The sequence below is a fragment of the Pseudomonas edaphica genome, assembly GCF_965277385.1.
Classification (GTDB): Bacteria; Pseudomonadota; Gammaproteobacteria; order Pseudomonadales; family Pseudomonadaceae; genus Aquipseudomonas; species Aquipseudomonas edaphica.
The window spans coordinates 6,325,599-6,351,504 of the sequence record NZ_OZ255725.1; the positions used below are offsets into that span (position 1 = coordinate 6,325,599).

A 25,906-nucleotide genomic window follows, 5' to 3' on the forward strand; every position below is an offset into this window, starting at 1 on the left:
GATGAAAATCGTCGCCCTTGAAACCCATATCGTTGCCGTCCCACCACCGCATATCGGTGGCATGTATTGGCTGTTCGTCAAACTCAAGACCGACTGCGGCATTGAAGGTGTCGGTGAGATTTACGCCGCCACCTTTGGTCCCAAGGCCATGCTGCCGATCATCGAGGATGTGTTCGAGCGCTACCTGCTCAACCACGACCCGCACCACATCGAGCGGTTTTTCCGCCAGGCTTATTCGAGCGGTTTCACCCAGCGCCCGGACCTGACCATGATGGGCGTGGTCAGCGGCCTGGAAATGGCGTGCTGGGACATCATCGGCAAAGCCGCCAACAAGCCGGTCTATGAGCTGCTGGGTGGCAAGGTCAACGAGCGCCTGCGTTCCTACACCTACCTGTACCCGGTCAACAGCAAGGGCGAGTACGACTACGACGACCCGGACCTGGCCGCCGAGTGCGCCATCGAGAATATGAACAAAGGCTTCACCGCCGTGAAGTTCGACCCGGCCGGCCCGTACACCGCGTACTCCGGCCACCAGATTTCGCTGGAAGTGCTGGAGCGTTGCGAGACTTTCTGCCGCAAGATCCGCGAGGCGGTGGGCGACAAGTGCGACCTGTTGTTCGGCACCCATGGGCAGATGGTGCCGTCATCGGCGATCCGCCTGGCCAAGCGCCTGGAGAAATACGACCCGTTGTGGTTCGAAGAACCGGTGCCGCCTGGCCAGGAAGACGCGATGGCCCAGGTCGCGGCCAAGACCAGCATCCCGATTGCCACCGGCGAGCGCCTGACCACCAAGTACGAGTTTTTCAAACTGCTGCAGGCCGGCGGCGCGTCGATCCTGCAAATGAACGTGGCGCGTTGCGGCGGGCTGCTGGAGGCGAAGAAGATCGCGAGCATGGCAGAAGCCTATTACGCGCAAATCGCGCCGCACTTGTACAACGGGCCGATCGGCGCGGCGGCGAGTTTCCAGCTGGCCACGTGCACGCCGAACTTCCTGATCCAGGAAAGCATCATGACCTGGGGCGGTTTCCACGCCGAAGTGCTGACCAAGCCGCTGCAATGGGAGGACGGCTACATCATCCCGTCCACCGAACCGGGCCTGGGCGTGGAGCTGAACATGGACGTGGTGCGCAAACACACGCCGTACACCGGCGAGCGTTTGCACCTGCAGATGGCGCCGACGCCAGCTGACGTCAAAGACACTTCGCCCGCCAAGGGCTGATAAAAACGACTTACGCGGTAACCGTGAATGACATATGACTACATCATCGCCGGCGCGGGTGCTGCCGGCTGCGTTCTGGCCAACCGGCTTTCCGCTTCGGGCGAATACTCGGTGTTGCTGCTGGAAGCCGGTGGCAAAGACAGTTCCTGGTGGTTCAAGATCCCGGTCGGATTCGCCAAGATGTATTACAACCCGACCTTTAACTGGATGTACTACAGCCAGCCGCAAAAACACTTGGCTGGCCGGGAAATCTATGCGCCGCGCGGCAAGGTGCAGGGCGGTTCGGGTTCGATCAACGCCATGATCTACGTGCGCGGTCAGGCCCATGACTTCAATGACTGGGCGGCCAACGGTAACGACGGTTGGGGTTTCAAGGATGTACTGCCGTACTTCCGCAAACTGGAAAATCACCCGCTGGGCGACACCGAGTACCACGGCGGCAGCGGCCCCATCAGCATCACACCGATGAAGGGCCAGACACACCCGATTTGTGACGTGTTCCTCAAGGGCTGCGAACAGCTCGGCTACGGCCTCAGTGATGACTTCAATGGCCCCCATTTCGAAGGCGCGGGCCTGTATGACGTCAACACCCGCAATGGCGAGCGCTGCTCAAGCAGCTTTGCGCATTTGCATCCGGCGCTCAGTCGCACGAACCTGACCGTGGAGTTGCATGCACTGGTTGATCGTGTGCTATTTGATGACCAGCAACGCGCCAGCGGGATTCGCGTGACCCAAAAGGGCGTGGTGCGCACCTTTAAGGCACGCAAGGAAGTGATCCTTTGCGCGGGTGCCGTCGACACGCCGAAGATCCTGCAACTGTCCGGCGTGGCCGATCAGCAACTGCTGGCTGAACACGGCATCCCACTGGTCAAGCACCTGCCGGCCGTAGGTGAAAACCTGCAGGACCACTTGTGCGCCAGCTACTACTACAAGGCCAATATTCCCACCCTCAATGACGAACTCAGCTCTTTGTTCGGCCAGCTGAAACTGGGCCTGAAATACCTGTTCACTCGCAAGGGCGCGTTGGCGATGAGCGTCAACCAGGCCGGTGGTTTCTTTCGCGGCAACGACCAGCAGGCGGACCCGAACCTGCAGTTGTACTTTAACCCGCTGTCGTACCAGATTCCGAAAAACAACAAGGCCAGCCTCAAGCCCGAGCCGTATTCTGGTTTCCTGCTGTGCTTCAACCCGTGCCGGCCGACCAGTCGTGGCACCATCCGCATCGCCTCGAACAACCCGCGGGATGCGGCGTTGATCGATCCGAACTATCTGAGTACGCAAAAGGACATTGACGAAGTCATCCAGGGCAGCCGCTTGATGCGCAAGATCATGCAGGCACCTGCGCTCAAAGGCATCACGGTGGCCGAGGTGTTGCCCGGCGCGGCCGTGCAGAGCGACGAGCAGATGCTGCAATACTTCCGCGAAAACAGCGGCTCGATCTACCACCTGTGCGGCTCCTGTGCGATGGGCTCGGACCCGCAGGTGTCGGTGGTGGACAAGCGCTTGAAGGTGCACGGGTTGCAAGGCCTGCGCATTGTGGACGCGTCGATCTTCCCGAATGTGACCTCGGGTAACACCCATGCAGCGGTATTGATGGTGGCGGAGAAGGGCGCCGACCTCATTCTTGAGGATGCCTGAATGTGGGCGCTGGCTTGCCTGCGATAGCGAAGGTCAGCTGGCCCATTTGTTACTGGAAGACCGCCATCGCAGGCAAGCCAGCTCCCACAAGGTCTGTGGCAGCCGCGTCGAGCTTGATTTGAAATACAGCCAGAATTGTGGGAGCTGGCTTGCCTGCGATAGCGTCGGGTCAGCTGGCCCATTTGTTACTGGGAGACCGCCATCGCAGGCAAGCCAGCTCCCACAGGGTCTGTGGCAGCCCTTGAAGGTCGGCTACCAGCCGCGCAAGCGTTCCCAGCGTTGCACGTCACCGTTGTGCAACACTGCGTTGTAACTGCCAAACTGCGCCCCCGTGGCGCAGGCATGATTGGGCAGAATACGCAGGCGCGTACCGAGCGGAAATTGCGTCACCACATCCACGCCGCCCGCTTCGAACCGCGCCACGCCATGTTCCTGGTTGGCACTGCTCAACAGTAACCCGGCGATCAACTCCCCGTGCTCATTGCACACCTGGCCATAACCAAAGTCGCGTTTTTGCGCTTGCGTGCCGCGATCCCGGCTCATGGCCATCCAGCCGGCATCGGTGATGATCCAGCCTTTTTCCGCTTGATGGCCGATCACTGTGGTCAGCACGCTCAAGGCCAGTTCCTCGCTGCCGCATACGCCGATGTTGTGCATCACCAGGTCAAAAAACGCATACACACCCGCGCGCAGTTCGGTCACGCCTTCAAGGCTCACGGCTGACAATGCGGTAGGCGTGGAGCCGACACTGACCTGATCGCAGGCCATCCCGGCGGCACGGATACGTTGCGCCGCTTCAACGCAGCGTGCGCGTTCCTGTTCGGCGATGGCCTGCAACGCTTCAGGCGTATCCAGGCCGTAGCTTTCCCCTGCGTGGGTCAATACGCCGACGAGGCTGTCACCGAGCAGTTGGGCGATGTCGAGCAATAACGCGTCCTGCGGCTTGACCCCGGAACGGTGGCCGTCGCAATCAATCTCGATCATCACGGCAAAGGTTTCACCCTGCTCGCCGCCGAAATCGACGATGGCCCGGGCGCCGGCGAGGCTGTCGGTGATCAGCGTCAGCGCGCAACCCCGGCGGCGCAGCGCCAGGGCCTGGGGCAGTTTGTGCGGGGCCATGGCGACGGCGTAGAGGATGTCCTGGATGCCCAGCTCAAAGAAGTATTCGGCTTCCTTGAGCGTCGATACGGTGATGCCACGGGCACCGGCCGCTATCTGCGCGGCCACCACTTCGGCGCACTTGTGGGTTTTGACATGGGGGCGCAAATGCACACCCAGGCTGTCGGCACGCTGTTGCATGCGCTGGATGTTGCGCTGCATTTTCACGCTGTCTAGCAATGCTGCCGGGGTGTCCATGGTTAACGCTCCACAAGGGCGGACAGCGGCCAAATTGACGGCCTGTCCAGGACTGGATATGTTGTCTTGCATGAAAAAGACCTCTCCCGAAGAAACCACCCTGATCAGCCAGCTCGAACAGATTGCCGAAGGCTTGAGCAAAACCTTCAGCCCGTTCTGTGAGGTGGTGCTGCACGATTTGCGCGACCCGCAGCAGGCGATCCTGGCGATCCATAACAACCTCTCCGGGCGCTCGCCGGGCGACCCGACCACCGAGTTGGGCCTGGCGCGGATTGCCGACCCCGACTACCCGCAGATCATTGCCAACTACCGCAACCAATTCAGCGATGGGCGCCAGGTCAAAAGCACCTCGATCGGCATCAAGGACACCAGTGGCAAGTACGTCGCGGCCTTGTGCATGAACGTCGATCTCTCATTGTTTCGTGGCCTGCAGGGCATGCTTGAGCAATTTGGCTCGGTCACTGGCGACACCCTTATCGAATCCCTGGAGCCGTCCGGCGCCGATGTGATTCGCACCCGCATCGACCAGTTCGCCGCACGCCTGGCCACCACCCCGCGCGCGCTCAAGGCGGCGGATCGACGGCTGTTGCTGCAAGAGCTCAAGGACTCGGGCTGCATGGACATTCGCCGGGCCATGGAGACCGTGGCCGCGCACCTGGGCGTTTCACGGGCGGCGGTCTACACCTACGCCAAGTAGCGCGCCACAGCTTCAATCTCCACCAGATAACCGTGGTGCAACTCGGGCACCGGCACCACCGCGCGGGCAGGGCGGTGCTCGCCCAGCGCGGCGGCGTAAATGCAGTCGAATTGCGGCCAATGCTGAACCCCGGCCACATACACCGTGACCTTCACCAGATCCTGGGGCGAGCCGCCGGCGGCTTTCAAGATGGCCAGCAGGTTAGCCAGCGCCAACTGGGCCTGTTCGGCAAACGATGCTTCAAGGTTGTGGCGCCCCTGCGGGCTTACCGGTAATTGCCCGGAGATATACAGCGTGTCGCCGTGGCTGACGGCCTGGGAGTAATGCCCGGCGGGCGCCGAGGCGGCCTCGGTGTGGATGATGTTCATGACGCCTCGCTGAGCAACGCGGCGTAGCGCGCGATGTCGACATTGCCACCAGTGACGATAATGCCCACGCGCTGGTCCTTGAACCGCTCGCCCAGCTGGCGCAACGCCGCCAGGCCCAGGCAGCCGGTGGGTTCGACCACCATTTTCATGCGTTGCATAAAGAACTTCATCGAGGCCACCAATTGCGCGTCGGAGACGGTGAGGATGTCGGTCACCTTGTCGCGGATGATCGGGAAGGTGTAGTTGCCCAGGTGTTGGGTTTGCGCACCGTCGGCGATGGTCGCCGGGGTGTCGATGTGCACGATGCTGCCGGTCTGGAATGAACGCTGGCCGTCATTGCCTGCTTCGGGTTCAACGCCAAACAGCTGGCAATCGGGTGCCAGCGCACGGGTCGACAACGCGGTGCCCGAGAGCATGCCGCCGCCGCCCAGGCCGACGAACAGGGCGTCCAGAGGGCCGGTGAATTCCAGCAGTTCCTTGGCGGCCGTGCCTTGGCCGGCAAGGATGTGTGGATGGTCATACGGTGGGATCAATGTCATGCCGTGCTCAACTGCCAGGGTGCGGCCTATCTGCTCACGGTCTTCGGTGAAGCGGTCATACAGCACCACGCTGGCGCCATATTCCCGGGTCGCGGCCACTTTGGCGGCCGGCGCGTCGGTGGGCATCACGATGGTCGCCGGCATGCCGAGCAATTGGGCGGCCAACGCAATACCCTGGGCATGGTTGCCGGAAGAGAACGCCACCACCCCGGCCTTGCGCTGGTGTGCGTCAAACTGCGACAGGGCATTAAACGCGCCGCGAAACTTGAACGAGCCAGCGCGTTGCAGGTTTTCACACTTGATGAATACCTGGGCACCGGTTTCAGCGTCGAGGGTGCGTGAGGTAAACACCGGCGTTTGATGGGCAAAGCCTTGCAGGCGTTGGGCGGCGGCGACGACATCTGAATAGTCAGGCAATTGCATGGGCGGACCTCGTGGGCGGATTTGGATAAAATATCTATATAAAGACAAATAGTAAAGGTCGGCTTGTCACCCAGTGCATAAACGCAATGTTGAAAAGAGCGTGGTGATCAGCAGCGATATTAAATAGAATGAATCTCATTTGAGACTCACTCGCGCTGCGCAGGTTGCTTTTCATGACTGATGCTGTTGCCCCGACCCACACTGGCGAAATGACCCTGTCGCGTTTGTACCGCGACCATCGCAGCTGGCTCGAAAGCTGGTTGCGGCGGCGCCTGGGCAATGCCTGGGATGCGGCGGACCTGAGCCAGGACACCTTTGTGCGGGTGCTGGCCAGTGCCCAGCCGATTGCGCAGATGCAGGAGCCACGGGCGTATCTGGTGACGGTCGGCAAGCGTTTGCTGGCCAACTTTCATCAGCGCCGCAGCCTTGAGCAAGCCTATCTGAAGGCGCTGGCGAATTTGCCCGAAACCTGCGTGCCGTCGCCCGAGCAACGCTGGCTGGTGCTGGAGACCTTGCACGCTCTGGATGAGTTGCTCGACGGTTTGCCGCGGGTGGTGCGGCGCGCGTTTCTGTGGAGCCAGTTGGAAGGCCTGGGTTATCGCGAAATTGCCGAGCGGCTCGACGTCTCTGAGCGCACGGTCAAGCGCTACATGGCCCAGGCCTATGAACATTGCCTGTTGGTGGCCCTATGAGTCACGAGGTTGCGCGTGCTGCGGCGCAGTGGTTGGCGTTGTTGGAGTCCGGAGCGGCCACCGAGCGTGACCACGCCAATTTGCAGGCTTGGCGCGACAGCCACCCTCAGCACGAACAGACCTGGCAGAAAGCCCAATCGCTGCGCCAGCGCTTGCGTGACTTGCCCCAGGCCGTGGCGATGGCCAGCCTCGACCGCCCGCAAGCGGGGCGACGTGCGTTGCTCAAGCGGGCCTTGGGCGTAGCGGCGCTGGTGCCGACCGCCTGGCTGATCAGCCGTCAGTTGCCCATCGAGGCATGGCGGGCTGATTTGCACACCGCCACCGGCGAGCGCAAACGCCTGCCGTTGGCCGATGGCAGCAGCTTGCAACTCAACACGGCGACGGCGGTGGATGTTGACCTGGCGCAGCGGCGCATCACGCTGGTGGACGGCGAGTTGGCGCTGACGGTGCCGGGCGCGGCAGCGATCAGTGTGCACACGCGCTACGGCCAGGTAGAGGTGAGCCAGGCTGAAGTGTGCGTACGGCAATTGGCGTCCGGCTGCCGCGTGTCGGTGTTCAAGGGCGCGGTGCAGGTGCGTGATCTGGCCGGGCAATTGACGACGTTGAACAGCGGTCAGCAAGCCTCGTTAAAGCCTCGCGGGCTGAGTGCCAGGGCGGCGTTTGATGTGCAGCAACTGGGCTGGCGTGACGGTGTATTGACCGCACAGAACCAACCCTTTGGGGATTTCCTGCGTGAGCTGGAACGTTACCGCCCTGGCGTGTTGCGCTGGGACCCGAGCCTGGAAACGCTGCGGGTCACCGGCAGCTTTCGCCTGGATGACACCGACCGCATCCTCACACTGCTGGCCCAGACCCTGGGGTTTGAGGTGCGAGCGCGCACGCGGTATTGGGTGACACTCAGCCGAACCCTGGTTTGACGCTTCACGCTGGCCATCAAGCTCCTAGTGGCAGAGGCTTGTTTGTGGCGAGCAGGCTTGTTGTGGCAAGCCTGCTCGCCACAACAGGTGGGCTTGGCATAACAGTCCTGCTTGCCACAGGAAGTTAATCCATTTCCAGGGACCTAAATCACATGCGCGCGCTGCAATTGGGTCAAAGACTGTGCCTTGAGTTGCGCCAGCGCCGGGTCACGCCGGTCCCTTGGGTGTGGCAGGTCGACTGCCAGTTCCCGGCGAATACTGCTCGGCCGGTTGTCCATCACCAGCACCCGGTCACTCAAGTACAGCGCCTCGTCGACATCGTGGGTCACCAGCAGCAAGGCAATCCCATGGTGCTCGGCCAGTTGCAGCAGCAAGTCCTGCAGTTTCATGCGGGTAAAGGCATCCACTGCGCTGAACGGCTCATCAAGCAATAACACCTGCGGGCGTGAATACAGCCCGCGTGCAATGGCCACGCGTTGCGCCATGCCGCCGGACAAGGCTTTGGGCAGCGCCTGGGCGAAGCCGGTGAGGCCGACTTCTGCGATCAACTGGGTAACCCAGGCCTTGTCATAGTGGTTGTCATCGCGCAAACCGATGTTCTGTTCCACCGTCAGCCAGGGCATCAGCCGTGGTTCCTGGAACACAAAGGCAACTTCGCCTTCGGGGCTGCGCAGTTCGCCCTGGAAGTCGGTCTCCAGGCCGGCGACGATGCGCAACAACGTGCTTTTGCCACAACCGCTGGGCCCGAGCAGGCTGACGGTTTCGCGCGGTTGCAGCGCCAACTGCACGTTGTTCAGCACCGTAATGCCGGCAAAGCTTTTGCGCGCCACGCGAAGCTCCAATAACGCTTGCATACTCATTGCTCCGCGCCTTCGCCTGTGAAGGTGTCGCGCCAGGCCAGGCAGCGTTTCTCCAAGGCTGCGAGCAGGCCATCGCTGAGCTTGCCCAGCAGTGCCAACACGGTAATGGCGGCCAGCACGATGTCTGGCCGTGAGGTTTCCCGACCATCGCTGAGCAAGTAACCGAGACCCTTGGTGGCCGCGATCAGTTCGGCCGCCACCAGGAACATCCACGCCAGGCTCAAGCCGCTGCGCAGCCCCGTGAACAGGCCGGGCAGGGCGGCGGGCAGCAGAATCCGGCGCACCAGGCGTGCTCGGCTGAAACCGTACATTTGCCCGACTTCCACCAGCTTGCGATCAATATCGCGAATCGCCGCGACACCGTTGAGGTACACCGGAAAGAACGCGCCAATCGCGATCAGCACGACTTTGGAGGTTTCATCGATACCCAGCCACAGCAGCAACAGCGGCACCCAGGCCAGGCTCGGAATCGAGCGCAGCCCGGCGAAGGTCGGCTCAAGATACGCTTCGGCTTCACGGCTCAACCCCACCCAGGCGGCAAACACCAGCGCCAGGCTGGCACCGATGGCAAACCCCGCGAGTACCCGCAGCAGGCTGGCGCTGATGTGTTTCCACAACGCGCCTTCGGCCAGGTCGGTGAGGGTCACTGCGATGTCGCTGGGGGCCGGCATCTGGTAGGACGGCAGCCAGCCGATGCGTACCACGCCCTCCAGAACCAGCAGGATCAGTACCGGCAGCACCAGGCCTTTGAGCCGTTTTGGCCAGGCGCTTCGGTTGATCACCACGGGTGCCGGCAGCGGCAGTGCTTGGCTTTTATCGGTCATCACGCCTCCCTTAAGGCTTGGGCAGGGTTTGGCCAAACGAAGTGTCGATCAACTGATCGATCACGGGGTCGACATCCACGCCACGACGGACTAATTCCTCAGACACCAGGATCGGCGCGGCGGCCTTGGATGACGCCACGTCCCTGGCGCTCAGCAGCGGGTTGCTCAAGTCGGTGCGCGACAATTGCAGCTTGGCCACTTCCAGCGGCAAGCCGGCTTCGTCTGCGAGCAATTTGGCGAATTCATCCGGGTGCTTCACGGCCCAATCACGCGCCTTCTCATAGGCCCCGAGGACCTTGGTGATGGTCTGTGGGTGCTGTTTGGCGTATTGCTCGGTGACGCTGATTACGCCGTAGCTGTTGAAGTCTTTATTGCGATACAGCAAGCGCGAACCGGCCTGGATTTCACTCGCGGCCATGTGTGGATCAAGGCCGGCCCAGGCGTCTACGTCGCCTTTCTCCAGGGCGGTGCGGCCGTCCGGATGCTGCAAATGCACCAACTCCACATCATCTTTTTTCAGCCCGGCCAGTTGCAGGCTGCGCAGGGTGAACAGGTACGGGTCGGTGCCTTTGGTGGCGGCGATTTTTTTGCCTTTGAGGTCTGTGACGGTTTTGAGCGGCGAGTCTTTGCGCACCACCAGTGCGGTCCATTCAGCACGACTGTAGACGTACACCGATTTGATCGGGCTGCCATTGGCGCGGCTCAACACCGCCGACAAGCTGGCAGACGAGGCAAAGTCGACGCCGCCACTGTTGAGGTATTCCAGCGAGCGGTTGCTGCCCTGGCTCAGCACCCAGCCGACCTTGGTGTTGGGAAGCGCCTGTTCGAGCCAGCCGAAATGCTTGAGCACCAGGCTCACGGGCGAATAGTAGGCGTAATCGAGGTTGACCTGGGCGGGGTCGGTTTCGGCGGCAAAGGCCTGGGGTTGCAGGCACAGGGCGAGGGCGCAGGCACTCAATAAAGCAAAGGGTTTCATGGAACAGCTCCAGACAAGGCGTTGAGAGAAGGCTTTTCTTATATTCAGAAAATTGAAACGGCATGTTCCATCATGCTTTAAAGGAATATGCAGTCTCTGTGCCACCTTGTGCGCAGCGTCTTTATGCGGGTTTCTATGGGGGCGGCTGTAGCGGGAGAGGGCAAAGTGTTGAATGGCTGTTGGCAGGCGAACACCTTATATATCTGTATCGTATAAATAAAGAATTATTTATTCCTTTTAATGTTGGTGCCGATAACGCATTTTGAGGGCCTGCGCATTCGTGCGGATTGACCCAACAGCCAAAAGGAAAGCCGACATGACCATTAAAGCGATCAACGTGCGCAACCAGTTCAAGGGCGTGATCAAGGAAATTCTGCTGGGGGAAGTGGTGTCCGAAATTGATGTGCAAACCGCGTCCGGCATCGTCACATCAGTGATCACCACCCGCTCGGTGCGTGACCTGGAATTGAAAGTGGGCAGTGAAGTGATTGCCTTTGTGAAGTCGACTGAAGTGTCGATTGCCAAGCTGTAAATGTGTTCGCAAGTGTGAGAGCTGGGTTGCCTGTGATGGGGGGCTTTTGGCGGGGTACATATCCGTTGTTGCGGTAACGGCGGCTTATGGTTTCGCTCATACAGCGGGTCACTTTTGCAAGGACCGGAATGCCGGCCCAGTCAAAAGTAACCAAAAAGTCCTCGCCCCAACACTCGGTGCCTCGCTGTGGCTCGGCATGCCCGCAATCCGCCAGTGATTTGGGGGGGCGATTTCAGATCAAGATCAAAAGCACAGATCAAAAGACCGCTGACTTCGTCATCGAAAAGGATGTAAGGGCCACTGCAACAGCAAAGCCATACTCGGACTAATGTGGGAGCTGGCTTGCCTGCGATGCCATCAACTCTGTGTACCTGACACACCGAGGTGTCTGCATCGCAGGCAAGCCAGCTCCCACACTTAAACCGCGTTGCATCAGGTAGATAGATTTTTGATTTGCACTTGATCTGGCTCTTGCTTCAACCACTCAGGTCGGCTTTCAGGCCGCCGTGCTGTAGATCTTGATCTGCTTTTGATCTGAGGCGCCCCGTTAACCACGATGGCCGAACGCAGGCTTGAATCGCGGCGGCCCACGGATTCAAGCCTTCGTTCTGGCACACCGAGCCAGAGCGAGGTGCCAAGTGTCGATGGAGCTGGCGCTGAAGGCATCCCACTTGGCTTTGACGTCATCGTAGAGCTGGGGGCTCAGTTCCCGGGAGACGATGACCTTGCCTTCGCTGGTTTCATAGCGGATCAGGCCGTCGCCCAGTTCATCGGGAGAGCCGAAGGTGATGTCGGTATTTTTCAGGAAGTCATTCGGCCCGGCCAGTTTGTACCCGGCGTCTTCACTGGTGTGGATCTTGGCCCAGGTATCGTTCGCCGTGGCCACGCTTTTGAACAGCTCGGGGCTGACGTCGGCAGACACCACCACCTTGGTGCCATCCTGCAGTTCGTAGGTGAGGAGGCTGTCTTTCTGGTCGTTGTTCCAGCTGAAGTTCTTGTAGTCGTTGAGGCCGGGCACGGGCGTGTTGGCGTCGGCCAGGGCTGCACCGTTGTTCAGTTCGCCTTCAATCACGGCTTTTTTGCCGGGGTCGGAGTACACCGTGTTAAGGCCCGCCAGGTAGTCGAACAACTTGGGGTTGTCTTCACGGGCGACGACGACTTTTTCGCCGTTGCTTTCGTAGCGGATCACCCCAGGGCCGGTTTCATCGGGCGGGCCGATGGCCTTGTAGTCGGCCAGGGCAGCAGGCGGCGTGGCGTCTTTGGCCGCGAGTTCATAACCGTCTTTTTTGCTCGCATCGAGCCCCGATGGCGACTTGTCATGGGTTTCGACTTTTTTATGGGCGCTGTTCTTGAGCAGCACAGCAAATGCTTCGCCCGATGTTGATAGAGTGCGCGGAAGGCTTTTGGGCTCGGACGAGCGATCAAGCGGCTGGGTCGACATGCCATGGAACTCCTGCTGTTGCCGGTGGGACGGGTCGGCAAAAACAGTAACAGCAGGGGTTCGGCACTCGTTGCGAAACGTTGTGAAATGCGTTTTAGCGGTGACGCAGTGCACGTTCCATGCGCTGCAAACCCTCTTCGAGCATCGATCGTGGGCAACCGAAGTTCAGGCGCACGAATTGCTGGCTGTCATCGCCGAATTCGATGCCTGCGCTCAGGCCGACCCTGGCCTGCTCCAGGAAGAACTGCTGCGGGTCGGCAAGGCCCAGGGCGCTGCAATCCAGCCAGGCCAGGTAGGTGCCTTGTGGCGCGTGCATCACCACGCCGGGCAAACGGGTTTGCACGGCGTGCAGCAGGTAGTCGCGGTTGGCTTGCAGGTACTGCACCAGCGCATCCAGCCATTCGCTGCACTGGCTGTAGGCGGCGCGGGTGGCTTCCAGGCCCAACGGGCTGACGCTGTCGACCATGCCGCAGCGGGCATTGTTGAAGCGCTCGCGCACCTCGGTATTTTGCACCACGGCAAAGCAAGTCTTCAGGCCGGCGACGTTATAGGCCTTGCTCGCCGACATCAGGGTGATGGTGCGTTGGGCGATCTCGGGGCTGAGGCTGGCGGTGGGAATATGGCGACGGCCGTCAAAGCACAGCTCGGCGTGGATTTCGTCACTGATGATCAGTGCACCGTTCTCCACGCAGGCGTTGGCCACGGCCAACAGTTCTTCACGCGCAAAGACCTTGCCCACTGGGTTGTGCGGATTACTCAGCAGCAGCGCACCGGCGCCCTTCAGCGCCTGGCGCATGGCGGGCATGGGCGTCATGTACTCGCCGTTGATCAACTCGAACGGCACTTCGATACGCGGCAGGTTCCAGTGGCCCGGTGCCAGTCGAATCGGCCGGTAGTTGGGGGTTTGCAGCACCACGGGCTGGCCCGGCTGTACGAACGCATGCAGGGCCATATTGAAACCAGGCTCGACACCGGGCAGGAACAGCAACTCTTCAGGTTGTACGCGCCAGGCGTACTTGGCCCACAGGTCCGCGATGATGGCTTCGCGCACATCCGCGCCAGCCACGCTGTAGCCGAGCACCTGCTGGTCGAGGCGTGCGTGCAGGGCTTGCAGGACGGCGGGTGGCGCGGCGATATCCATGTCGGCGATCCACATCGGCAGAACGTCTTGCGGGTAACGGTTCCACTTGGTGCTGCCGGTGCCTTGGCGGGGGTGGATGGTGTCGAAATCAAAGCTCATGGGTGGCTCGTATCAGGGAGGCAGGTGCAGGAATGGCGCTGATTCTAGCGCCAGCCCCAGTGATAAGGAACAAGTGTTTTGGGTATGAGCGAGGACGAAAAACACAGTGAGGCGGGGTAATGATGTGCAACGCTACTAACAGAAAGTTCGCAGATAAATCTGATGGTTACATACGGTGTGTGTTTGTAGGTTAGCCCTCTACGGCATGCCTGCTACAGGGGCAGCGCTTCAATTTATTTATATTTGGAAGTCTTCATGTCGCACATATCCTCGGCTACGACTCAACCATTCCCTGGTTATCTTCAATCTCGGCTTACTGAAACATCGCCTCCTGTACAACCTGCTGAGCACAGCCGAACCCGCAGGGATATTTCGAATGTCGAGGGTCGGGACCGAGCAGCACCGCCTGCCTCCGTACCGGACCACGAAGTGCTTGAACATTTTGTCAGCAAGATGAGCGATGCCGTCACGGGGTCCGGCCACAACGAATTCAAGCAAGGCCATGACACGCCCTCCGCTGTAGCATTGCCGGGTTATTCTGCAAACATGAGCGACTTGGCACTCATGCGGTTAGCACTGGATCAGCAATTGAGCCCGCAGCAAATGGGGGCACTACGGTATCTGGTTGAGCAGCGCCTCATAAGTGGCCCGCATGATGATGCGAGAATATTTACCAAGGTGATCACGGACAAAGGGGTAAAGGTCACGGCGCTGCCGCAGGGTTATTACCTCGCGATGATTAATAAGTTATCGGAAGGGGAATGTGCAGGGTTCTGCCATCTTTTGTCGTTGGCTGTGGCAGAGGGCAAGCAAGATACGTTTTTTAGTAATGTTTACCAGGCACTTGCGCACCCGGACGAACCCGAATCCCAAGCGTTTTATCGCACGTTGGCCGGGGTGCAAAACAAGGTCGAGGACCCTGGTGTTGCGCATGACCCAGCGACCAGAAAACTTGGAGCCTATACCCAGATTGCACCGAGACTTTACAATTCTGCTGCTACCACGACGCTGTTGATCAGCGCTGAGGGGCATCGCCTGTCGGCAGGGGTAATCGTCGACGATACGGGCGCCCGAACCTACTATTACAATGATCCGAATATTGGATTTTCAGTGTTTTTTTCCAAGGAAGCTTTTGAAAAAGGCTTGAAAAGGATATTTACCAGCCCTGAATTGAAAACGTTTATTGAACCGTTCAATCACGACAACTCCAATCCTCAATACCTGATCAGTGTGTTTAACCCTGACCATTTACCTGAGCTTTCCGGCGACAACAACGCTATACGCTTTATGTACGACGCGCCCTTGAACGGCCTTGATCAGCTTAAGTTGATCGACGCCACGAGTGTGCCAACAAAGGAAGCGTTCGGTAATCAAGCGCCGGCCCCTGCCGCACAGGCGGCGGACTATGAAAAAATCACACAGGGCTTGGGCAAGCTGCATGACGCTAAGGGGATGTCACAATTTAATCATACGAAAGAGACATTGAAGTCCGTCCAAGACTTTATCGGAAAATACCCAAGCTCCCCACTGTTGTCGCCCATGAGGGAGCTCGAGCACAGCTTGATCAACGCTATCAATGGGGCCGCTACGCCCGTTGGATACCCTTATGCCTTCGAGCGCATAGAGCAACAGCGATCCTCTCTGGCCACCGCACAAATAGGCGCGTCATTTAATGCGCGTAACGAGGCTGTTCGAGGCACAACCTTTGAGATCCTCAGCCCGACCAGCAGTGATCCCGCCAGGTCTGAACAGGTAGCCACGGCAGTGGATACAGCGCTGCGAAGAATTCAGTTAAAAACACCCAAAACGGCGATGGCGGTAGTCGGCGATATCGACGTTATTATTGCCAAACCTGGGGATCACCCGGAAACGAAACTGCTGTTCAGCAACCCTCCTACTTTGATTATCGGTGATGATTTTTTTTCTGCTGCCTCTAAGAGTGGCGATACCGTCGCCGATCGAGTTGGTCATCGAGATGAAGTCAAAGGCCTTGATCCCCTCACCAAGAAGCAAGCGGCGTTGGTCGCTGGTAAGCTGGGTATGCTTGGCTATTACAAAGCCGATGCCAAAGGCTTCCTGGAAGTGATCGGCAGCACGGTAGCGTTTCCTGAGGTAGGCCCTCAAGACAGTACGCGTGCCGGCAGAAGTTCACGAGATTTTATGCAAGAGACTTACACATCGCGTCTCTATGAAGGAAAGCTCAACCCGCAAACCAAGGCAGCGCTCGACAAACTTTTTCCTACAGCAACCGGCCCATCGACCGCTCCGATCACGACGCCACCCGGCAACGTAGTGGCGCCGCCTAAAACACCTGTGCAGGCTTTGCCCAAACTAACACCGCCCAAGACAGTACAAGCGATTGACCCAACGGTCGTAGGGCGCCTGAAAAAGCTTGATGCCAACCAGCCGCCCATTCGCTTCGGTGAAATGGACGTCAGCCGTGTTGAACTTTACAAGATGGGGGTAAACCTCAATGGCAATCCGATCGAGGCTCAGTTTCCCGGTGATCCAGATGGCAGAAAGATGGTCGGTGCGATGGAAATTGACTATTTGCGCTTAGAGGCTTTTCTCAAATCCGGATCGAGTAATGTCAGCAAGCGTGCAAGTGATGTGCTTGCTGAGATCGGCTCCCTGCGTGAGTCCACCGTACCGCTGTTGAGAAGGCGAGACGGCGGCACTATCCCAGAGGCTCTGCAACAGTCCATGAGTGATATGTCGCGACATGCTGGCGCCATACGCGATATGCAGCGCAGCAATAAACCGCTCCCTGCAGACTTTTTTTCTCCGGGTACACCCGGAAAAACAGGCACGACTCACCCGGGAGGCCTGGGTTTTCAAGCCTTCAGTACCTTTCAGGGGTTGCGCAGTTCCATTGAGAGCATCCAGCGTGGCGATACCACGGCGGGCGCCATTGGGCTGGGTGCTGTAGGTGCCGACTACGCCGGGATGGGCGTGGAGGTGGCGCTCAATAAAGTGGCGCAGAAGGCCGTCAGCAGCGCTGCGCCAATCATTCTCAGCTTCAAATCCTCCAGTATCGGCAGGCTGCTCGGCAGAGCCAGTGGCGGTGCCGGTGCGGCCTTCAGTGTGCCTTTTGATACCTACAATGCGATCGATTCGTTCAAAAAAGCCGGCCGCAGCACGGGTAAGGAAGCTCAGGATCACTACGTGAACGGCACATTCGCTATCGCCAATGCTGCTACGTCGATTACGTTAAGTGCAGCCTTCTTATGGGGCACCGGTGTTGCCGCTGCGGGCGGTTCTCTGGCTGCGACGGGGGCATCGGTCGCCGCGGCTGCCGGGCCAGCGGGTCTGATCGTGGCAGGCGGGCTGATGGTTGCACAATCCATTTATTCCGCCGTGCGTACTGTGGAAGATATTGATAAACACACACCGTTGACGGGCAACCAGAAGTTTACGCTTGGCCTGAAGTCATTCCTGGGATTTGCACCAGGTTTTGATGTGATGAAACCCTACTTGCAAGCGAAATACTCCCAGGAACACGAGGACAAAACCCGCACTCATTACAAAGCGTTCCTGGAAGGGCCAGGCAAGGATCTTTATGAACGTGTTGTGTATGGCAATACGAAGGTCGAGGTCTCAGAGGTTCCAGGGAAAGTTCCGCTGACTCCCGCACTCTGGTGGAACATTCCGAGTTTGCTACTGAACCTGATCAAAGTGGATGGCAGAGTCCCAGCCGCCAACGTCCGCGGCGGTAATGATCGCATTAGAGCACCTGAAGAATCCTGGAATGGCATGTCGATCAAGCCTGTCGAAGGTGTACAGGGAGGAGGCCGGGGCACGTTCTGGGTGTTGGGCGACGGTGATGACGTAGTGGCGGGGGTGATGAAAAAACACAACTATTTTTCTTTTGAAGGAGGCAAAAAGCTGATCACTGGGGGAGACGCCGACGATACCTTTAACTTCAATGCCGATGCGCGCCAGACACTCGAGCAGATGAGGCAAGTTCAGGACACCGAGAAAAACGGTTTCAGCCCGAAAGCCTCAGAAATCTGGGGCGGCGACGGCACCAATACGCTGAGCTTTTCGGGTGAGCTGCGCACCACTTACAGCGTCGTTGGCGAGACTAAAGCAGTTGCCTATTCAGGGCACGTCATTAACTTTCAAACCGGTACGGTATCGGTAAACACGCCTGACTCTAAAACCAATGGTGTAACGCCAATTGCGTATTTCCATGCTTTCTCCAATGCGGTCACGGTTGAAAATGGAGAAAGTTTTATTCAGGGTGATGATCAAAACAATCACCTGACGTTGAATGGCAAAAAGGACGTGGTGCTAACGGGCAAAGGCGCAAACGTTATTGTTGTCAATGGCGGGGCCAACATCGTCGGCCAGGGTGGGTTTAATACCTATGAAATTAACAAGGGCAATCAGGCTGTGACCATCAATGATCCGGTCGAAAGTGTTATCAAGCTGGACTACAGCGCCTCGCAGGTTTTCGATTGGGGCGTTACGCCTGAGGGAGACCTGGTCGCCACTCTGAACGGTGATAGGGCTGGCGAAAAACGCACGTTGTTTATCAAGAATGCCTACCCCAAGGGCGGGGCGGAGGACACGGCCAAGCCAACGTTCCTCACCAACGATGGCGTGATGATAACGATCAGTGCCCCACGCAAGGCGGGTTCTGTCGACCGGGTCGTGCAGGTGAATAGTTTGAAAGTCGAAACACCCAGGGTATGACCAGATCTGACTGGCCCAGGGAGGGGCCAGGCGATCTGAACGCTCAAGCGTCTTGTCGAGGCGAACGTGCGCAGCCCGTATTCAGTTGCGGCTGATCGCCTCGTACAGTTGCCGGTGTGCCTGTTCCACGGCCCGAGCGACCGCTTCTTCACCGCGCACCATGGCGCCCAGGTAGACGAAATCCACCGAGTGGATGCCCACCGTAGACAGGATGGTGGTCATGTAAGGCGTGAGAAAGTCTGGTTCATGCCCCTTGCGCGCATTGCCGCTGCTGACCAGCACGAAGGTGCGGCGGTCCTTGAGCAGGCCGACTTTTTCGAACTGCGCATTGATGGTAAAGCTGCGATGGATGCGCACCACATGGTCGATCCAGACCTTGAGCGCCGCCGGTACGGTGAAGTTGTGCACCGGCGTGCAGACGATTAACAGGTCGCAGGCTTCCAGTTCGACGATCAGCTGTTCCGACAACGCCGTGGCGCTGCCACTCAAGCCGCCAGGCGTAGTGAGTGCATTCGCGTATTCACGGGTCAGCGGCGCCAGCGCCTGGCTGCCGTAGTCGCGCTCGATGACGTCGGCGCCAGGCACCAGGTCGTTGAGCAAGGCACGGGCCAGCTTGAAGGTCTGCGCGGCCTTGCCGTGGGGGCTGAAGCTAAGGAGCAGGGCGCGGGTCATTGGCTCAGGTCCTGGGAAAAGTGCATGCCCCGTGGCAGCAGGCCTTGGCGAAAATAGAAGCGCTGGGCCAGGGCCATATGCAGGCCGGTGTCCAGCACCAGGTAACGATAACCGCGTGCGCGGGTTTCTGCGCGGACGCGGCCGAGCAACTGCTCGCCCAGGCGTCGGCGCTGCAAGGTGGCGTCTACCACCAGGTCATCGACGTAGATGAACTTGCCATACAGGGTGTTTTCCGTCAGGCGGTAGCCGGCCAGGCCAATGACCTTGCCGTGTTCGCGTGCGGCCAGCAGATGATAGCCGTTCTGGCGCTGGCGTTGAACCTGCGCGGCGAAACTGGCGGCGTCGGTCAGGTGCGGGCGCAGTTGCTGCATCACGGCAAAGCTTGCGAGGCAGTCGGTCTCGGTTTCCATCAGGGCGAACTCAATGGGCTCATTGCTCATCAAGGTTCTCCAGATGGGCCTTGATCGCCTCCGGTACTTTACGAAAACTGATGGCCACGCGGTTCAAGGCGTTCATCAAGGAAATGGCCAGGGTCAGGTCGGCGACTGCCTTCTCGTTGAACACCGCCGCCACGGCGGCGTAGTCGGCATCCGGCACGTGGGTTTGCGCCACCTGGGTGACCACTTCGGCCCAGGCCAGGGCGGCTTGTTCACGCACAGTGAACAACGGCAAGGCTTCACGCCAGGCGGCCAGCAGCATGATCTTTTCCAGGCTTGCGCCTTGCTTGAGCAGGCCGCGGGAATGGGAATCCAGGCAATAGGCGCAGCCGTTGAGCTGCGAAACCCGCAGGTACACCAGTTCCATCAGTTCTTTCTCCAGGCCACAGCCATGCACATAGCTGTGCACGGTGCCCAGGGCCTTGTAACCAGCAGGGGCGGCGTTGCCGTAATCGAGACGGTGTTTCATGGGTGATCCTTGGGTTGCGTTAAGAGATGCGCCATTTTCGGTGGTGGCCGGGTTGCTCGACAGGGGCATGATTGGACAAGTGGGTTGGGACATGATCAGACTCCACCTTGTCGTCCTGCCGAGCCCCCTTGTGATGTCGTCATTGCCCAAATATCAGGAAATCTACCGCCGCTTCCGGTTGGCCATCGACCAGGGCCAACTCGGCCCCGGTGATCGGGTGCCGTCGGTGCGCAGCCTGGCGCTGGAACTCAAGATCGCCCGCGGGACCGTGGAGGCGGCTTACCAGTTGCTGGTCAGCGAGGGGTTTTTTGAGGCGCGTGGGCAGGCGGGCACCGTGATTGCGCGGACATTGCCGCAGGTGGCGATGAAGCCCCAGCCCGTCGCACCACCGCCGACATCGGCGCCGCCAGCCTTGCAAATGGGCCAGCCGGCGCTGGATGCCTTCCCGCGCAAGCTATGGGCGCGGCTGGTCACCCAGCAAGTGCGCCGCACCGACGCCGACAGCCTGGCCATGGGCGATGTGCGCGGCGCCCAGGCGTTGCGCGTGGCGATTGCCAGCTATCTCGCGTTGTACCGAGGCGTGGAGTGTACGCCCCAGCAGGTATTTATCTGTTCGGGGTATGCCGGCTCCCTGACGCTGTTGTGCGATGCACTGCAAATGGCCGGGCAACGTTGCTGGTACGAAGACCCGGGCTATGTGCATGCGCGGCAGTTATTGAGGCATCAAGGGGTTGAGCTGGTGCCGGTACCGGTCGACCGTGAAGGGCTGGATGTTGAGCAGGGCATCCAGCGTGATCGGCAAGCACGGCTGGCGATTGTGACGCCGGCCCATCAGAGCCCGCTGGGTGTGGCGTTGAGCCTGACGCGCCGCCAGGCCTTGCTGGCCTGGGCACAGAAGCAGGGCAGTTGGGTGCTGGAGGATGATTACGACAGTGAGTTTCGCTACCAGGGCCAGCCATTGGCGGCGCTCAAGAGCCAGGATGTGCACGACCGAGTGATCCATGCCGGGAGCTTCAGCAAAATGCTGTTTCCGGGCTTGCGCCTGGGCTATCTGGTGGTGCCGGCAGCCTTGGTGGAGGTGTTTGGGCGCAGCGCCGAGGCCTTGCAGCAGCGCGGTGCGCAGTTGTTGCAACTGACCGCGGCGGATTTTCTCGAGCAGGGCCATTTCACCCGGCACTTGAAAAAGATGCGTCAGTTGTATGCGCTGCGAAGGGGTTTTTTGGTCGCCGCGTTACAGGCCCATTGCGCGGATTTTTTACGCGTGGATGAACAGGCCGGGGGGATTAACCTGTTGGCGCGGTTGCGGGTGCCTGTTCCGGATCAGGTAGTTGCCATGGCAGCCAATGAGGCGGGGTTGGCGGTTAACGCATTGTCAGCGTGGACCCTTGAGCCGGGAGGTGGGCAGGGGTTGTTGATGGGCTTTACCAATGTGGCGACGGCCGCACAGGCCAATGAACTGGCATTGAGGCTGCTGCAGATACTGCGGGCATGTCACAAACCAAATAGGTGAGGGGGCTTTCTGTGGCGAGCAAGCTTGCTTGCGTTGGGGTGCGAAGCGCCCCCAAAAAGCCGGCTCCAGCTTCGCTGTCGAGCGGGACGGTTAGCTCCCTCGCCACAGCAAGCCCGCTCTCACATTTAGATCGTGTTCAGCTTTAAGTCGTCAGGGTTTTACGGGGGTTGGCAAGGTTACAAGGTTGACGTAACCATCCCAGAATTTTTGCTGGTCGACACCAAACACCACCTTGGCTTTTTGCGTGCCCACCGGCGCGCCTTTTTTGTAGCCCAGCGCCCGGCCGTAGTCGGCGCCAAACGTGGCGTCCACATCCACCCACAGGTCGCGAGACTCAGTGACAATCTCCGGGCTCACCAGAAACAGCGCCGGCAAGCTGTCCCAGGTAAAGCTGTGGTAGCTCGGGTCTTTGTCGAACAGCGGCCCGAACTCGTGCTTGTAGAGATCGGCAATCGCACCTTTGTGGGCTATCACGCGCTGGTACACCGACGTGTCGAAGGTGACTTTCTCACACACATCGTTGGGGAAGATCACGTGCTCGATGGGTGAGCGCAACACAATCTTCGCGGCCTCCGGGTCGAACCACCAGTTGAATTCCGCCGCCGGCGTGGTGTTGCCCGGAATCTCCAGGGCACCGCCCATGTACACGATGCGCTTGATCAGCGGCACGATGTCCGGCGCCGAGCGAATCGCCAGGGCGATGTTGGTCAGCGGGCCGACGGCCAGAATGGTCACCTGGTGCGGGTTGGCCCGCACGCTTTGCACAATGAACTGCGCGGCGGTTTCACTGCGCAGCTGGGTGTGGGTGGCCAGGCCATCCGGTGGCGCGACCAGCTGAGACGGCGACGTCGGGCGCGGGTTTTTGAACGCGCCCGGCCAGCCCGAACCAAACAGGGCTTTTTCTGCCTCGTAGGTGGCGTAGTCATGCAGCAACGGGTAGGCGGCGCCGGAGTAGACGCCGACCTGTTTTTCCACGCCCATGCGCTCTACGGCCTTGAGGGCGTCGACCTGTTCCTGGTCGACCCAGGCATTGCCGCTGACCAGGGTCATGCCTAGCAGCTCGATGCGTTTTTGCGCGTGCAACTGCGCGAGCATGATAAAGGCCTGGCCGTCATCATTGAGCACGTTGAAGTCGGTGTCGAAGATGACTTTTTCAGGCGCGGTTTGCGCTGCCTGTGCCGTGCCGGCACACAGGCCGACGGCGACAAGCAACGCGCAGCTTTTAAGAAAACCTTGCATGGTGATTCATCCGCAAAAATTGTTGTTATTAACGGTTCACCAGTTTCGCCGGCAAGGCGATGACCAGGAAGCTGCTGAGGATCAGGCAGCCGGCGAAAAACCACAAGGCACCCGCACTGCTGCCGGTGACGTCGATCGCGACCCCCATCAACGAGTTGCTGACTAAGCCTGCGATATTCGCCACCGAACAGGCCAGGGCAAAGCCGGTCGCCGCTGCGGTGCCTTTGAGGAAGGTTGCCGGCAGGCTGAAAAACACCGGCACGGCGCCGATGATCGCGGCTGAGGCAATGGCGAACAGCAACACGGTGGCGACCACGCTGTGGGTAAAGAACGTGCTGGTGGCCATGGCCGCCGCACCGATGAAGAACGGCACGATGATGTGCCAGCGGCGTTCGCGGTGTTTGTCGGAGCTGGCGCCGATCAGCAGCATGCCCAGCAGCGCCGCAACGCTGGGCAATGCAGTGAGCACGCCGATATGGAAGGTGTCGGTCACCCCGGCATTGCGGATGAAGGTCGGCATCCAGAACCCCATGGCATAGGCGCTGAGCAGGATCGAGAAGTCGATGCCGCCGAGCATCCACACTTTGAGGTTGAAGAAGCCGTCACGGAAGCTGTGCTTGCTGCCGGTGGCGTCGGCTTCGTCCTTGCGCAGTTCGCTTTCCAGCAGGGCCTTTTCTTCGTCCGACAGCCATTTGGCCTGTTGGAAGGTGTTGGGCAGCGCCCAGAAAGTCAGCACGCCGAGCAATACGCTGGGCACCGCTTCGATCAGGAACAACCATTGCCAGCCACGCAGGCCGCCCATGTTGTCGAAGTGGCCCATGATCCAGCCCGACAGCGGGCCGCCGATGACGCTGGACAGCGGCAGGCCGATCATGAACAGCGCGATGATGCGCCCGCGTCGGTGCGTCGGGAACCAAGTGGTCAGGTAATACAAAACCCCCGGCAAAAAACCGGCTTCGGCGGCGCCCAGCAGAAAGCGCAGGATGTAGAACTGGGTGGTGGAGGTGACCAGCATAGTGCAGGCCGAAAGCAGGCCCCAGGTGATCATGATGCGCGCGATCCAGATCTTCGCGCCGACTCGTTCGAGTACCAGGTTACTGGGGACTTCGAAGATGATGTAGCCAACGAAAAACAAGCCGGCACCGAGGCCGAACGCGGTTTCGCTGAAGTGTAACTGGTCGAGCATCTGCAACTTGGCGAAGCCGATGTTGATGCGGTCCAGGTAGGCGGCCAGGTAGCAGAAACACAGGAACGGAATCAGCTTCCAGGTGATCTTGTGGTAGAGCGTGGTAACGGGGTCGGCGACCGTGGTCGCGGGCGCTGCATTCGCAATGGGCATTGGGGTGTCTCCTGGCGGTGACTTATGGTTTTTATACAGCCGCTTTTTTCCAGCACTTCGGAGTGCTGTAAAAGCGACATCCAAAGGCAGTGTCAGAAGACTGAAAGCTGCACCGGCTTTTTAATGTGGGAGCTGGCTTGCCTGCGATAGCGGTGGATCAGCAACAATTATGCTGCATGACACTCCGTCATCGCAGGCAAGCCAGCTCCCACCGTTGGGCGGGGGCGGCTCACAGTTTTGTGCAAGACCGCGCTCTATGGCGCAGTTCTTCGAAACCTTTATTGCTCCCTGAACTTGCTCATCGCCTCCTGCTTGCTCACTACATCGCCATACTTGCTGTCGATGTCGAACAGGTTGGCTGCATGGGGCGCCGGGTGTCGGTCGCCGACGCATTCGCGCACGACTATGGTGCGAAACCCATGCTGCACCGCATCCACGGCCGTGGCGCGGATGCAGCCGCTGGTGGAACAGCCGGCCAGCACCACAGTGTCGATGCCCTGGGCGTGCAGCATCGGGGCCAGGCTGCTGCCGAAGAAGGCGCTGGCGTACTGTTTGGTGATCACCACTTCATCCGCCTGGGGCAATACCTCGAGGCAGAACGCTGCGAGCGGGTTGCCCTCGACCATGTCCTTCATCACCGGCGCCTTCTTGACCCAGATACCGCCGTCGGCGAAATGGCCGGGATGGTAGCGGATATTAGTGTGCACCACCGTAATTGCGTGCCGGCGAGCGGTGGCCAGCAATTCGACACTTTCAGCTACGGCCACCACCACTTCGGGGGCATACAGCGGCGCGCCTTCGGTGGTGTAGCCCTGCATGAAGTCAATCATCAGCAGCGCAGATTTTTTGCCGAAGCCGATGCGATTGCCCCAGACGCCCTGGTAGTTGGCGTCGGCGGATTGGTTGTTCATCTTCTCAACCCCTCATTTTTGTGTGGCGAGCGAGCGTGTTGTGGCGAGCGAGCTTGCTCGCGCTGGGCTGCGAAGCGGCCCCAAAAAAGCGGGAGCGCTGCGCACTCCAGCGCGAGCAAGCTCGCTCGCCACATAAGCTCATTCACCACAAGTGTCAGTAAGCGCCGGACAGCAAGGCACCGGCACCGGGCACGATAGGTTCCAGGTCCAACGCCTTGAGCATCGCGTAGGTGGTGGCGATGGCGGCGGTGAGCACCGGTTTGCCGGTTTGCGCTTCAACCTTGGCCACCACCGGCAGCGACTGCATCTGCACGCAGGCAGAGAGCACGATCACGTCCACCCCTTCCAGGTTCATGCCGGCGACGATGGCCGGCAGGTTGGCCGGGTCGTGGCGCGCTACTTCGAGGTTGTCGGGGATCTCCAGGGCGCGCCAGTCCACCACCTCAAAGCCTTCTTCGCGGATGTAGTTCACCACCAGTTCGGTCAGCGGCTTCATGTACGGCGCGACGATGGCAATGCGCTTGGCGCCCATCACTTTCAAGCCTTCGATCAAGGCGCCAGCGCTGGTGATCACCGGGGCGTTGGCATCGTTATCGGCGGTGGCTTTACGCAAACGTTGTTCGGAGTTGCGGTGATAACCCAGGCCCATGGCCATGATCGCCACCAGGCACGCATAGCCCAACACGTCGACCTTGGCGTCGGACAGCTCGATGGTGCAGCGGTCGGACTCACCGTCCATGGCCGCCAGTTCTTCCTTGCGCACCTGCTTCATGCGCATGCGGCTGGAGTGAAAGGTAAAGCGTTCGGGGCGGATCGCCTGGCGCGCGTTAAGCATCGCCGGGATCTCGGTTTCCATGGTGGTGTTCGAACTCGGCACGATCTGGCCGATACGGTAAGGCTTGAGCATGG

General features: G+C 59.8%; 23 protein-coding genes. 8 read left to right on the forward strand and 15 right to left on the reverse strand.

The annotated features are described in order from the left end of the window. Position 1 precedes the first annotated feature (1 nt). The gene (locus ACQY47_RS28780) at positions 2-1,219 is read left to right on the forward strand and encodes a mandelate racemase/muconate lactonizing enzyme family protein (RefSeq protein ID WP_017135452.1); all 1,218 of its coding nucleotides are present in this window, start codon (positions 2-4) and stop codon (positions 1,217-1,219) included. A 27-nt stretch (positions 1,220-1,246) separates the two neighbouring features. Continuing rightward, the gene (locus ACQY47_RS28785; RefSeq protein ID WP_428554061.1) at positions 1,247-2,857 is read left to right on the forward strand and encodes a GMC family oxidoreductase; all 1,611 of its coding nucleotides are present in this window, start codon (positions 1,247-1,249) and stop codon (positions 2,855-2,857) included. Between the two features lie 252 nt (positions 2,858-3,109). On the opposite strand, the gene ACQY47_RS28790 is transcribed toward ACQY47_RS28785, so the two are convergent. After that, entirely contained in the window at positions 3,110-4,213 is a 1,104-nt protein-coding gene (locus ACQY47_RS28790; protein WP_428554064.1) for an alanine racemase, read from the reverse strand. 70 nt (positions 4,214-4,283) lie between these two features. Between ACQY47_RS28790 and ACQY47_RS28795 the strand changes: the two genes are divergently transcribed. Then, positions 4,284-4,910 (forward strand): helix-turn-helix transcriptional regulator, encoded by a 627-nt coding sequence (locus ACQY47_RS28795; RefSeq protein WP_017135455.1) that lies wholly within the window; start codon positions 4,284-4,286, stop codon positions 4,908-4,910. On the opposite strand, the gene ACQY47_RS28800 is transcribed toward ACQY47_RS28795, so the two are convergent. Continuing rightward, the gene (locus tag ACQY47_RS28800) at positions 4,898-5,278 is read right to left on the reverse strand and encodes a RidA family protein (protein ID WP_428554068.1); all 381 of its coding nucleotides are present in this window, start codon (positions 5,276-5,278) and stop codon (positions 4,898-4,900) included. The genes ACQY47_RS28795 and ACQY47_RS28800 overlap by 13 nt on opposite strands. Continuing rightward, a complete protein-coding gene (locus ACQY47_RS28805) occupies positions 5,275-6,240 on the reverse strand; it encodes a threo-3-hydroxy-L-aspartate ammonia-lyase (protein WP_428554071.1) in 966 nt (321 codons plus the stop codon). The genes ACQY47_RS28800 and ACQY47_RS28805 overlap by 4 nt, the downstream gene beginning before the upstream one ends. A 173-nt stretch (positions 6,241-6,413) precedes the next feature. On the opposite strand from ACQY47_RS28805, the gene ACQY47_RS28810 reads away from it, so the two are divergent. Further along, positions 6,414-6,932, forward strand: a complete 519-nt coding sequence (locus ACQY47_RS28810) for a sigma-70 family RNA polymerase sigma factor (protein ID WP_138453395.1) — start codon at positions 6,414-6,416, stop codon at positions 6,930-6,932. Then, on the forward strand, positions 6,929-7,849 hold the full coding sequence (locus ACQY47_RS28815) for a FecR domain-containing protein (protein WP_428554075.1): 921 nt from the start codon (positions 6,929-6,931) through the stop codon (positions 7,847-7,849). The genes ACQY47_RS28810 and ACQY47_RS28815 overlap by 4 nt, the downstream gene beginning before the upstream one ends. A 143-nt stretch (positions 7,850-7,992) precedes the next feature. Here the strand turns inward: ACQY47_RS28815 and ACQY47_RS28820 are convergent, their stop codons facing one another. Genes ACQY47_RS28820 through ACQY47_RS28830 form a run of 3 tightly spaced genes read right to left on the reverse strand, consistent with a single transcriptional unit; the run spans position 7,993 to position 10,509 of the window. Continuing rightward, positions 7,993-8,709: an ABC transporter ATP-binding protein gene (locus ACQY47_RS28820; RefSeq protein WP_428554078.1), complete on the reverse strand. Its 717-nt coding sequence runs from the start codon at positions 8,707-8,709 to the stop codon at positions 7,993-7,995. Further along, complete coding sequence (locus ACQY47_RS28825; RefSeq protein ID WP_017135461.1) at positions 8,706-9,533, reverse strand: ABC transporter permease; 828 nt, start codon at positions 9,531-9,533, stop codon at positions 8,706-8,708. Before ACQY47_RS28825 ends, ACQY47_RS28820 begins: the two co-directional genes overlap by 4 nt. Positions 9,534-9,543: 10 nt before the next feature. After that, positions 9,544-10,509 (reverse strand): aliphatic sulfonate ABC transporter substrate-binding protein, encoded by a 966-nt coding sequence (locus ACQY47_RS28830; protein WP_428554082.1) that lies wholly within the window; start codon positions 10,507-10,509, stop codon positions 9,544-9,546. 316 nt (positions 10,510-10,825) lie between these two features. Here ACQY47_RS28830 and ACQY47_RS28835 point away from each other — a divergent pair, with 316 nt between their 5' ends. Beyond that, entirely contained in the window at positions 10,826-11,041 is a 216-nt protein-coding gene (locus ACQY47_RS28835; RefSeq protein WP_003173733.1) for a TOBE domain-containing protein, read from the forward strand. A 595-nt stretch (positions 11,042-11,636) separates the two neighbouring features. On the opposite strand, the gene ACQY47_RS28840 is transcribed toward ACQY47_RS28835, so the two are convergent. Beyond that, a complete protein-coding gene (locus ACQY47_RS28840) occupies positions 11,637-12,482 on the reverse strand; it encodes a hypothetical protein (protein ID WP_428554091.1) in 846 nt (281 codons plus the stop codon). Positions 12,483-12,576: 94 nt separating this feature from the next. After that, positions 12,577-13,722, reverse strand: a complete 1,146-nt coding sequence (locus tag ACQY47_RS28845; protein WP_428554094.1) for a MalY/PatB family protein — start codon at positions 13,720-13,722, stop codon at positions 12,577-12,579. A gap of 429 nt (positions 13,723-14,151) precedes the next feature. Between ACQY47_RS28845 and ACQY47_RS28850 the strand changes: the two genes are divergently transcribed. After that, positions 14,152-18,420 carry a hypothetical protein gene (locus ACQY47_RS28850; RefSeq protein WP_428554097.1) on the forward strand — a complete coding sequence of 1,423 codons (4,269 nt, stop codon included), beginning with the start codon at positions 14,152-14,154 and terminating at the stop codon, positions 18,418-18,420. An 81-nt stretch (positions 18,421-18,501) separates the two neighbouring features. Here ACQY47_RS28850 and ACQY47_RS28855 read toward each other — a convergent pair whose 3' ends face one another. Genes ACQY47_RS28855 through ACQY47_RS28865 form a run of 3 tightly spaced genes read right to left on the reverse strand, consistent with a single transcriptional unit; the run spans position 18,502 to position 19,998 of the window. Continuing rightward, the gene (locus ACQY47_RS28855; RefSeq protein WP_428554100.1) at positions 18,502-19,092 is read right to left on the reverse strand and encodes an FMN-dependent NADH-azoreductase; all 591 of its coding nucleotides are present in this window, start codon (positions 19,090-19,092) and stop codon (positions 18,502-18,504) included. Further along, positions 19,089-19,532 (reverse strand): N-acetyltransferase family protein, encoded by a 444-nt coding sequence (locus ACQY47_RS28860; protein ID WP_428554103.1) that lies wholly within the window; start codon positions 19,530-19,532, stop codon positions 19,089-19,091. Before ACQY47_RS28860 ends, ACQY47_RS28855 begins: the two co-directional genes overlap by 4 nt. Then, positions 19,522-19,998, reverse strand: a complete 477-nt coding sequence (locus ACQY47_RS28865) for a carboxymuconolactone decarboxylase family protein (protein ID WP_428554106.1) — start codon at positions 19,996-19,998, stop codon at positions 19,522-19,524. The genes ACQY47_RS28860 and ACQY47_RS28865 overlap by 11 nt, the downstream gene beginning before the upstream one ends. A gap of 133 nt (positions 19,999-20,131) precedes the next feature. On the opposite strand from ACQY47_RS28865, the gene ACQY47_RS28870 reads away from it, so the two are divergent. Then, on the forward strand, positions 20,132-21,508 hold the full coding sequence (locus ACQY47_RS28870; protein ID WP_026013563.1) for a PLP-dependent aminotransferase family protein: 1,377 nt from the start codon (positions 20,132-20,134) through the stop codon (positions 21,506-21,508). Between the two features lie 150 nt (positions 21,509-21,658). Here ACQY47_RS28870 and ACQY47_RS28875 read toward each other — a convergent pair whose 3' ends face one another. From ACQY47_RS28875 to ACQY47_RS28890, 4 genes are all read right to left on the reverse strand, one after another. Then, the gene (locus tag ACQY47_RS28875; protein ID WP_428554109.1) at positions 21,659-22,747 is read right to left on the reverse strand and encodes a nucleoside hydrolase; all 1,089 of its coding nucleotides are present in this window, start codon (positions 22,745-22,747) and stop codon (positions 21,659-21,661) included. Positions 22,748-22,775: 28 nt separating this feature from the next. Further along, complete coding sequence (locus ACQY47_RS28880; RefSeq protein ID WP_177034646.1) at positions 22,776-24,086, reverse strand: MFS transporter; 1,311 nt, start codon at positions 24,084-24,086, stop codon at positions 22,776-22,778. Between the two features lie 278 nt (positions 24,087-24,364). Next, entirely contained in the window at positions 24,365-24,997 is a 633-nt protein-coding gene (locus tag ACQY47_RS28885; RefSeq protein WP_138454287.1) for an N-carbamoylsarcosine amidohydrolase, read from the reverse strand. A 154-nt stretch (positions 24,998-25,151) separates the two neighbouring features. Then, on the reverse strand, positions 25,152-25,904 hold the full coding sequence (locus ACQY47_RS28890) for a maleate cis-trans isomerase family protein (RefSeq protein ID WP_428554114.1): 753 nt from the start codon (positions 25,902-25,904) through the stop codon (positions 25,152-25,154). Positions 25,905-25,906 lie beyond the last annotated feature (2 nt).

Coding starts and splice junctions, on each gene's coding strand:
- ACQY47_RS28780 (WP_017135452.1), top strand. CDS start 2: ATGAAAATCGTCGCCCTTGAAACCCATATCGTTGCCGTCCCACCACCG.
- ACQY47_RS28785 (WP_428554061.1), top strand. CDS start 1,247: ATGACATATGACTACATCATCGCCGGCGCGGGTGCTGCCGGCTGCGTT.
- ACQY47_RS28790 (WP_428554064.1), bottom strand. CDS start 4,213: ATGGACACCCCGGCAGCATTGCTAGACAGCGTGAAAATGCAGCGCAAC.
- ACQY47_RS28795 (WP_017135455.1), top strand. CDS start 4,284: ATGAAAAAGACCTCTCCCGAAGAAACCACCCTGATCAGCCAGCTCGAA.
- ACQY47_RS28800 (WP_428554068.1), bottom strand. CDS start 5,278: ATGAACATCATCCACACCGAGGCCGCCTCGGCGCCCGCCGGGCATTAC.
- ACQY47_RS28805 (WP_428554071.1), bottom strand. CDS start 6,240: ATGCAATTGCCTGACTATTCAGATGTCGTCGCCGCCGCCCAACGCCTG.
- ACQY47_RS28810 (WP_138453395.1), top strand. CDS start 6,414: ATGACTGATGCTGTTGCCCCGACCCACACTGGCGAAATGACCCTGTCG.
- ACQY47_RS28815 (WP_428554075.1), top strand. CDS start 6,929: ATGAGTCACGAGGTTGCGCGTGCTGCGGCGCAGTGGTTGGCGTTGTTG.
- ACQY47_RS28820 (WP_428554078.1), bottom strand. CDS start 8,709: ATGAGTATGCAAGCGTTATTGGAGCTTCGCGTGGCGCGCAAAAGCTTT.
- ACQY47_RS28825 (WP_017135461.1), bottom strand. CDS start 9,533: ATGACCGATAAAAGCCAAGCACTGCCGCTGCCGGCACCCGTGGTGATC.
- ACQY47_RS28830 (WP_428554082.1), bottom strand. CDS start 10,509: ATGAAACCCTTTGCTTTATTGAGTGCCTGCGCCCTCGCCCTGTGCCTG.
- ACQY47_RS28835 (WP_003173733.1), top strand. CDS start 10,826: ATGACCATTAAAGCGATCAACGTGCGCAACCAGTTCAAGGGCGTGATC.
- ACQY47_RS28840 (WP_428554091.1), bottom strand. CDS start 12,482: ATGTCGACCCAGCCGCTTGATCGCTCGTCCGAGCCCAAAAGCCTTCCG.
- ACQY47_RS28845 (WP_428554094.1), bottom strand. CDS start 13,722: ATGAGCTTTGATTTCGACACCATCCACCCCCGCCAAGGCACCGGCAGC.
- ACQY47_RS28855 (WP_428554100.1), bottom strand. CDS start 19,092: ATGACCCGCGCCCTGCTCCTTAGCTTCAGCCCCCACGGCAAGGCCGCG.
- ACQY47_RS28860 (WP_428554103.1), bottom strand. CDS start 19,532: ATGAGCAATGAGCCCATTGAGTTCGCCCTGATGGAAACCGAGACCGAC.
- ACQY47_RS28865 (WP_428554106.1), bottom strand. CDS start 19,998: ATGAAACACCGTCTCGATTACGGCAACGCCGCCCCTGCTGGTTACAAG.
- ACQY47_RS28870 (WP_026013563.1), top strand. CDS start 20,132: ATGTCGTCATTGCCCAAATATCAGGAAATCTACCGCCGCTTCCGGTTG.
- ACQY47_RS28875 (WP_428554109.1), bottom strand. CDS start 22,747: ATGCAAGGTTTTCTTAAAAGCTGCGCGTTGCTTGTCGCCGTCGGCCTG.
- ACQY47_RS28880 (WP_177034646.1), bottom strand. CDS start 24,086: ATGCCCATTGCGAATGCAGCGCCCGCGACCACGGTCGCCGACCCCGTT.
- ACQY47_RS28885 (WP_138454287.1), bottom strand. CDS start 24,997: ATGAACAACCAATCCGCCGACGCCAACTACCAGGGCGTCTGGGGCAAT.
- ACQY47_RS28890 (WP_428554114.1), bottom strand. CDS start 25,904: ATGCTCAAGCCTTACCGTATCGGCCAGATCGTGCCGAGTTCGAACACC.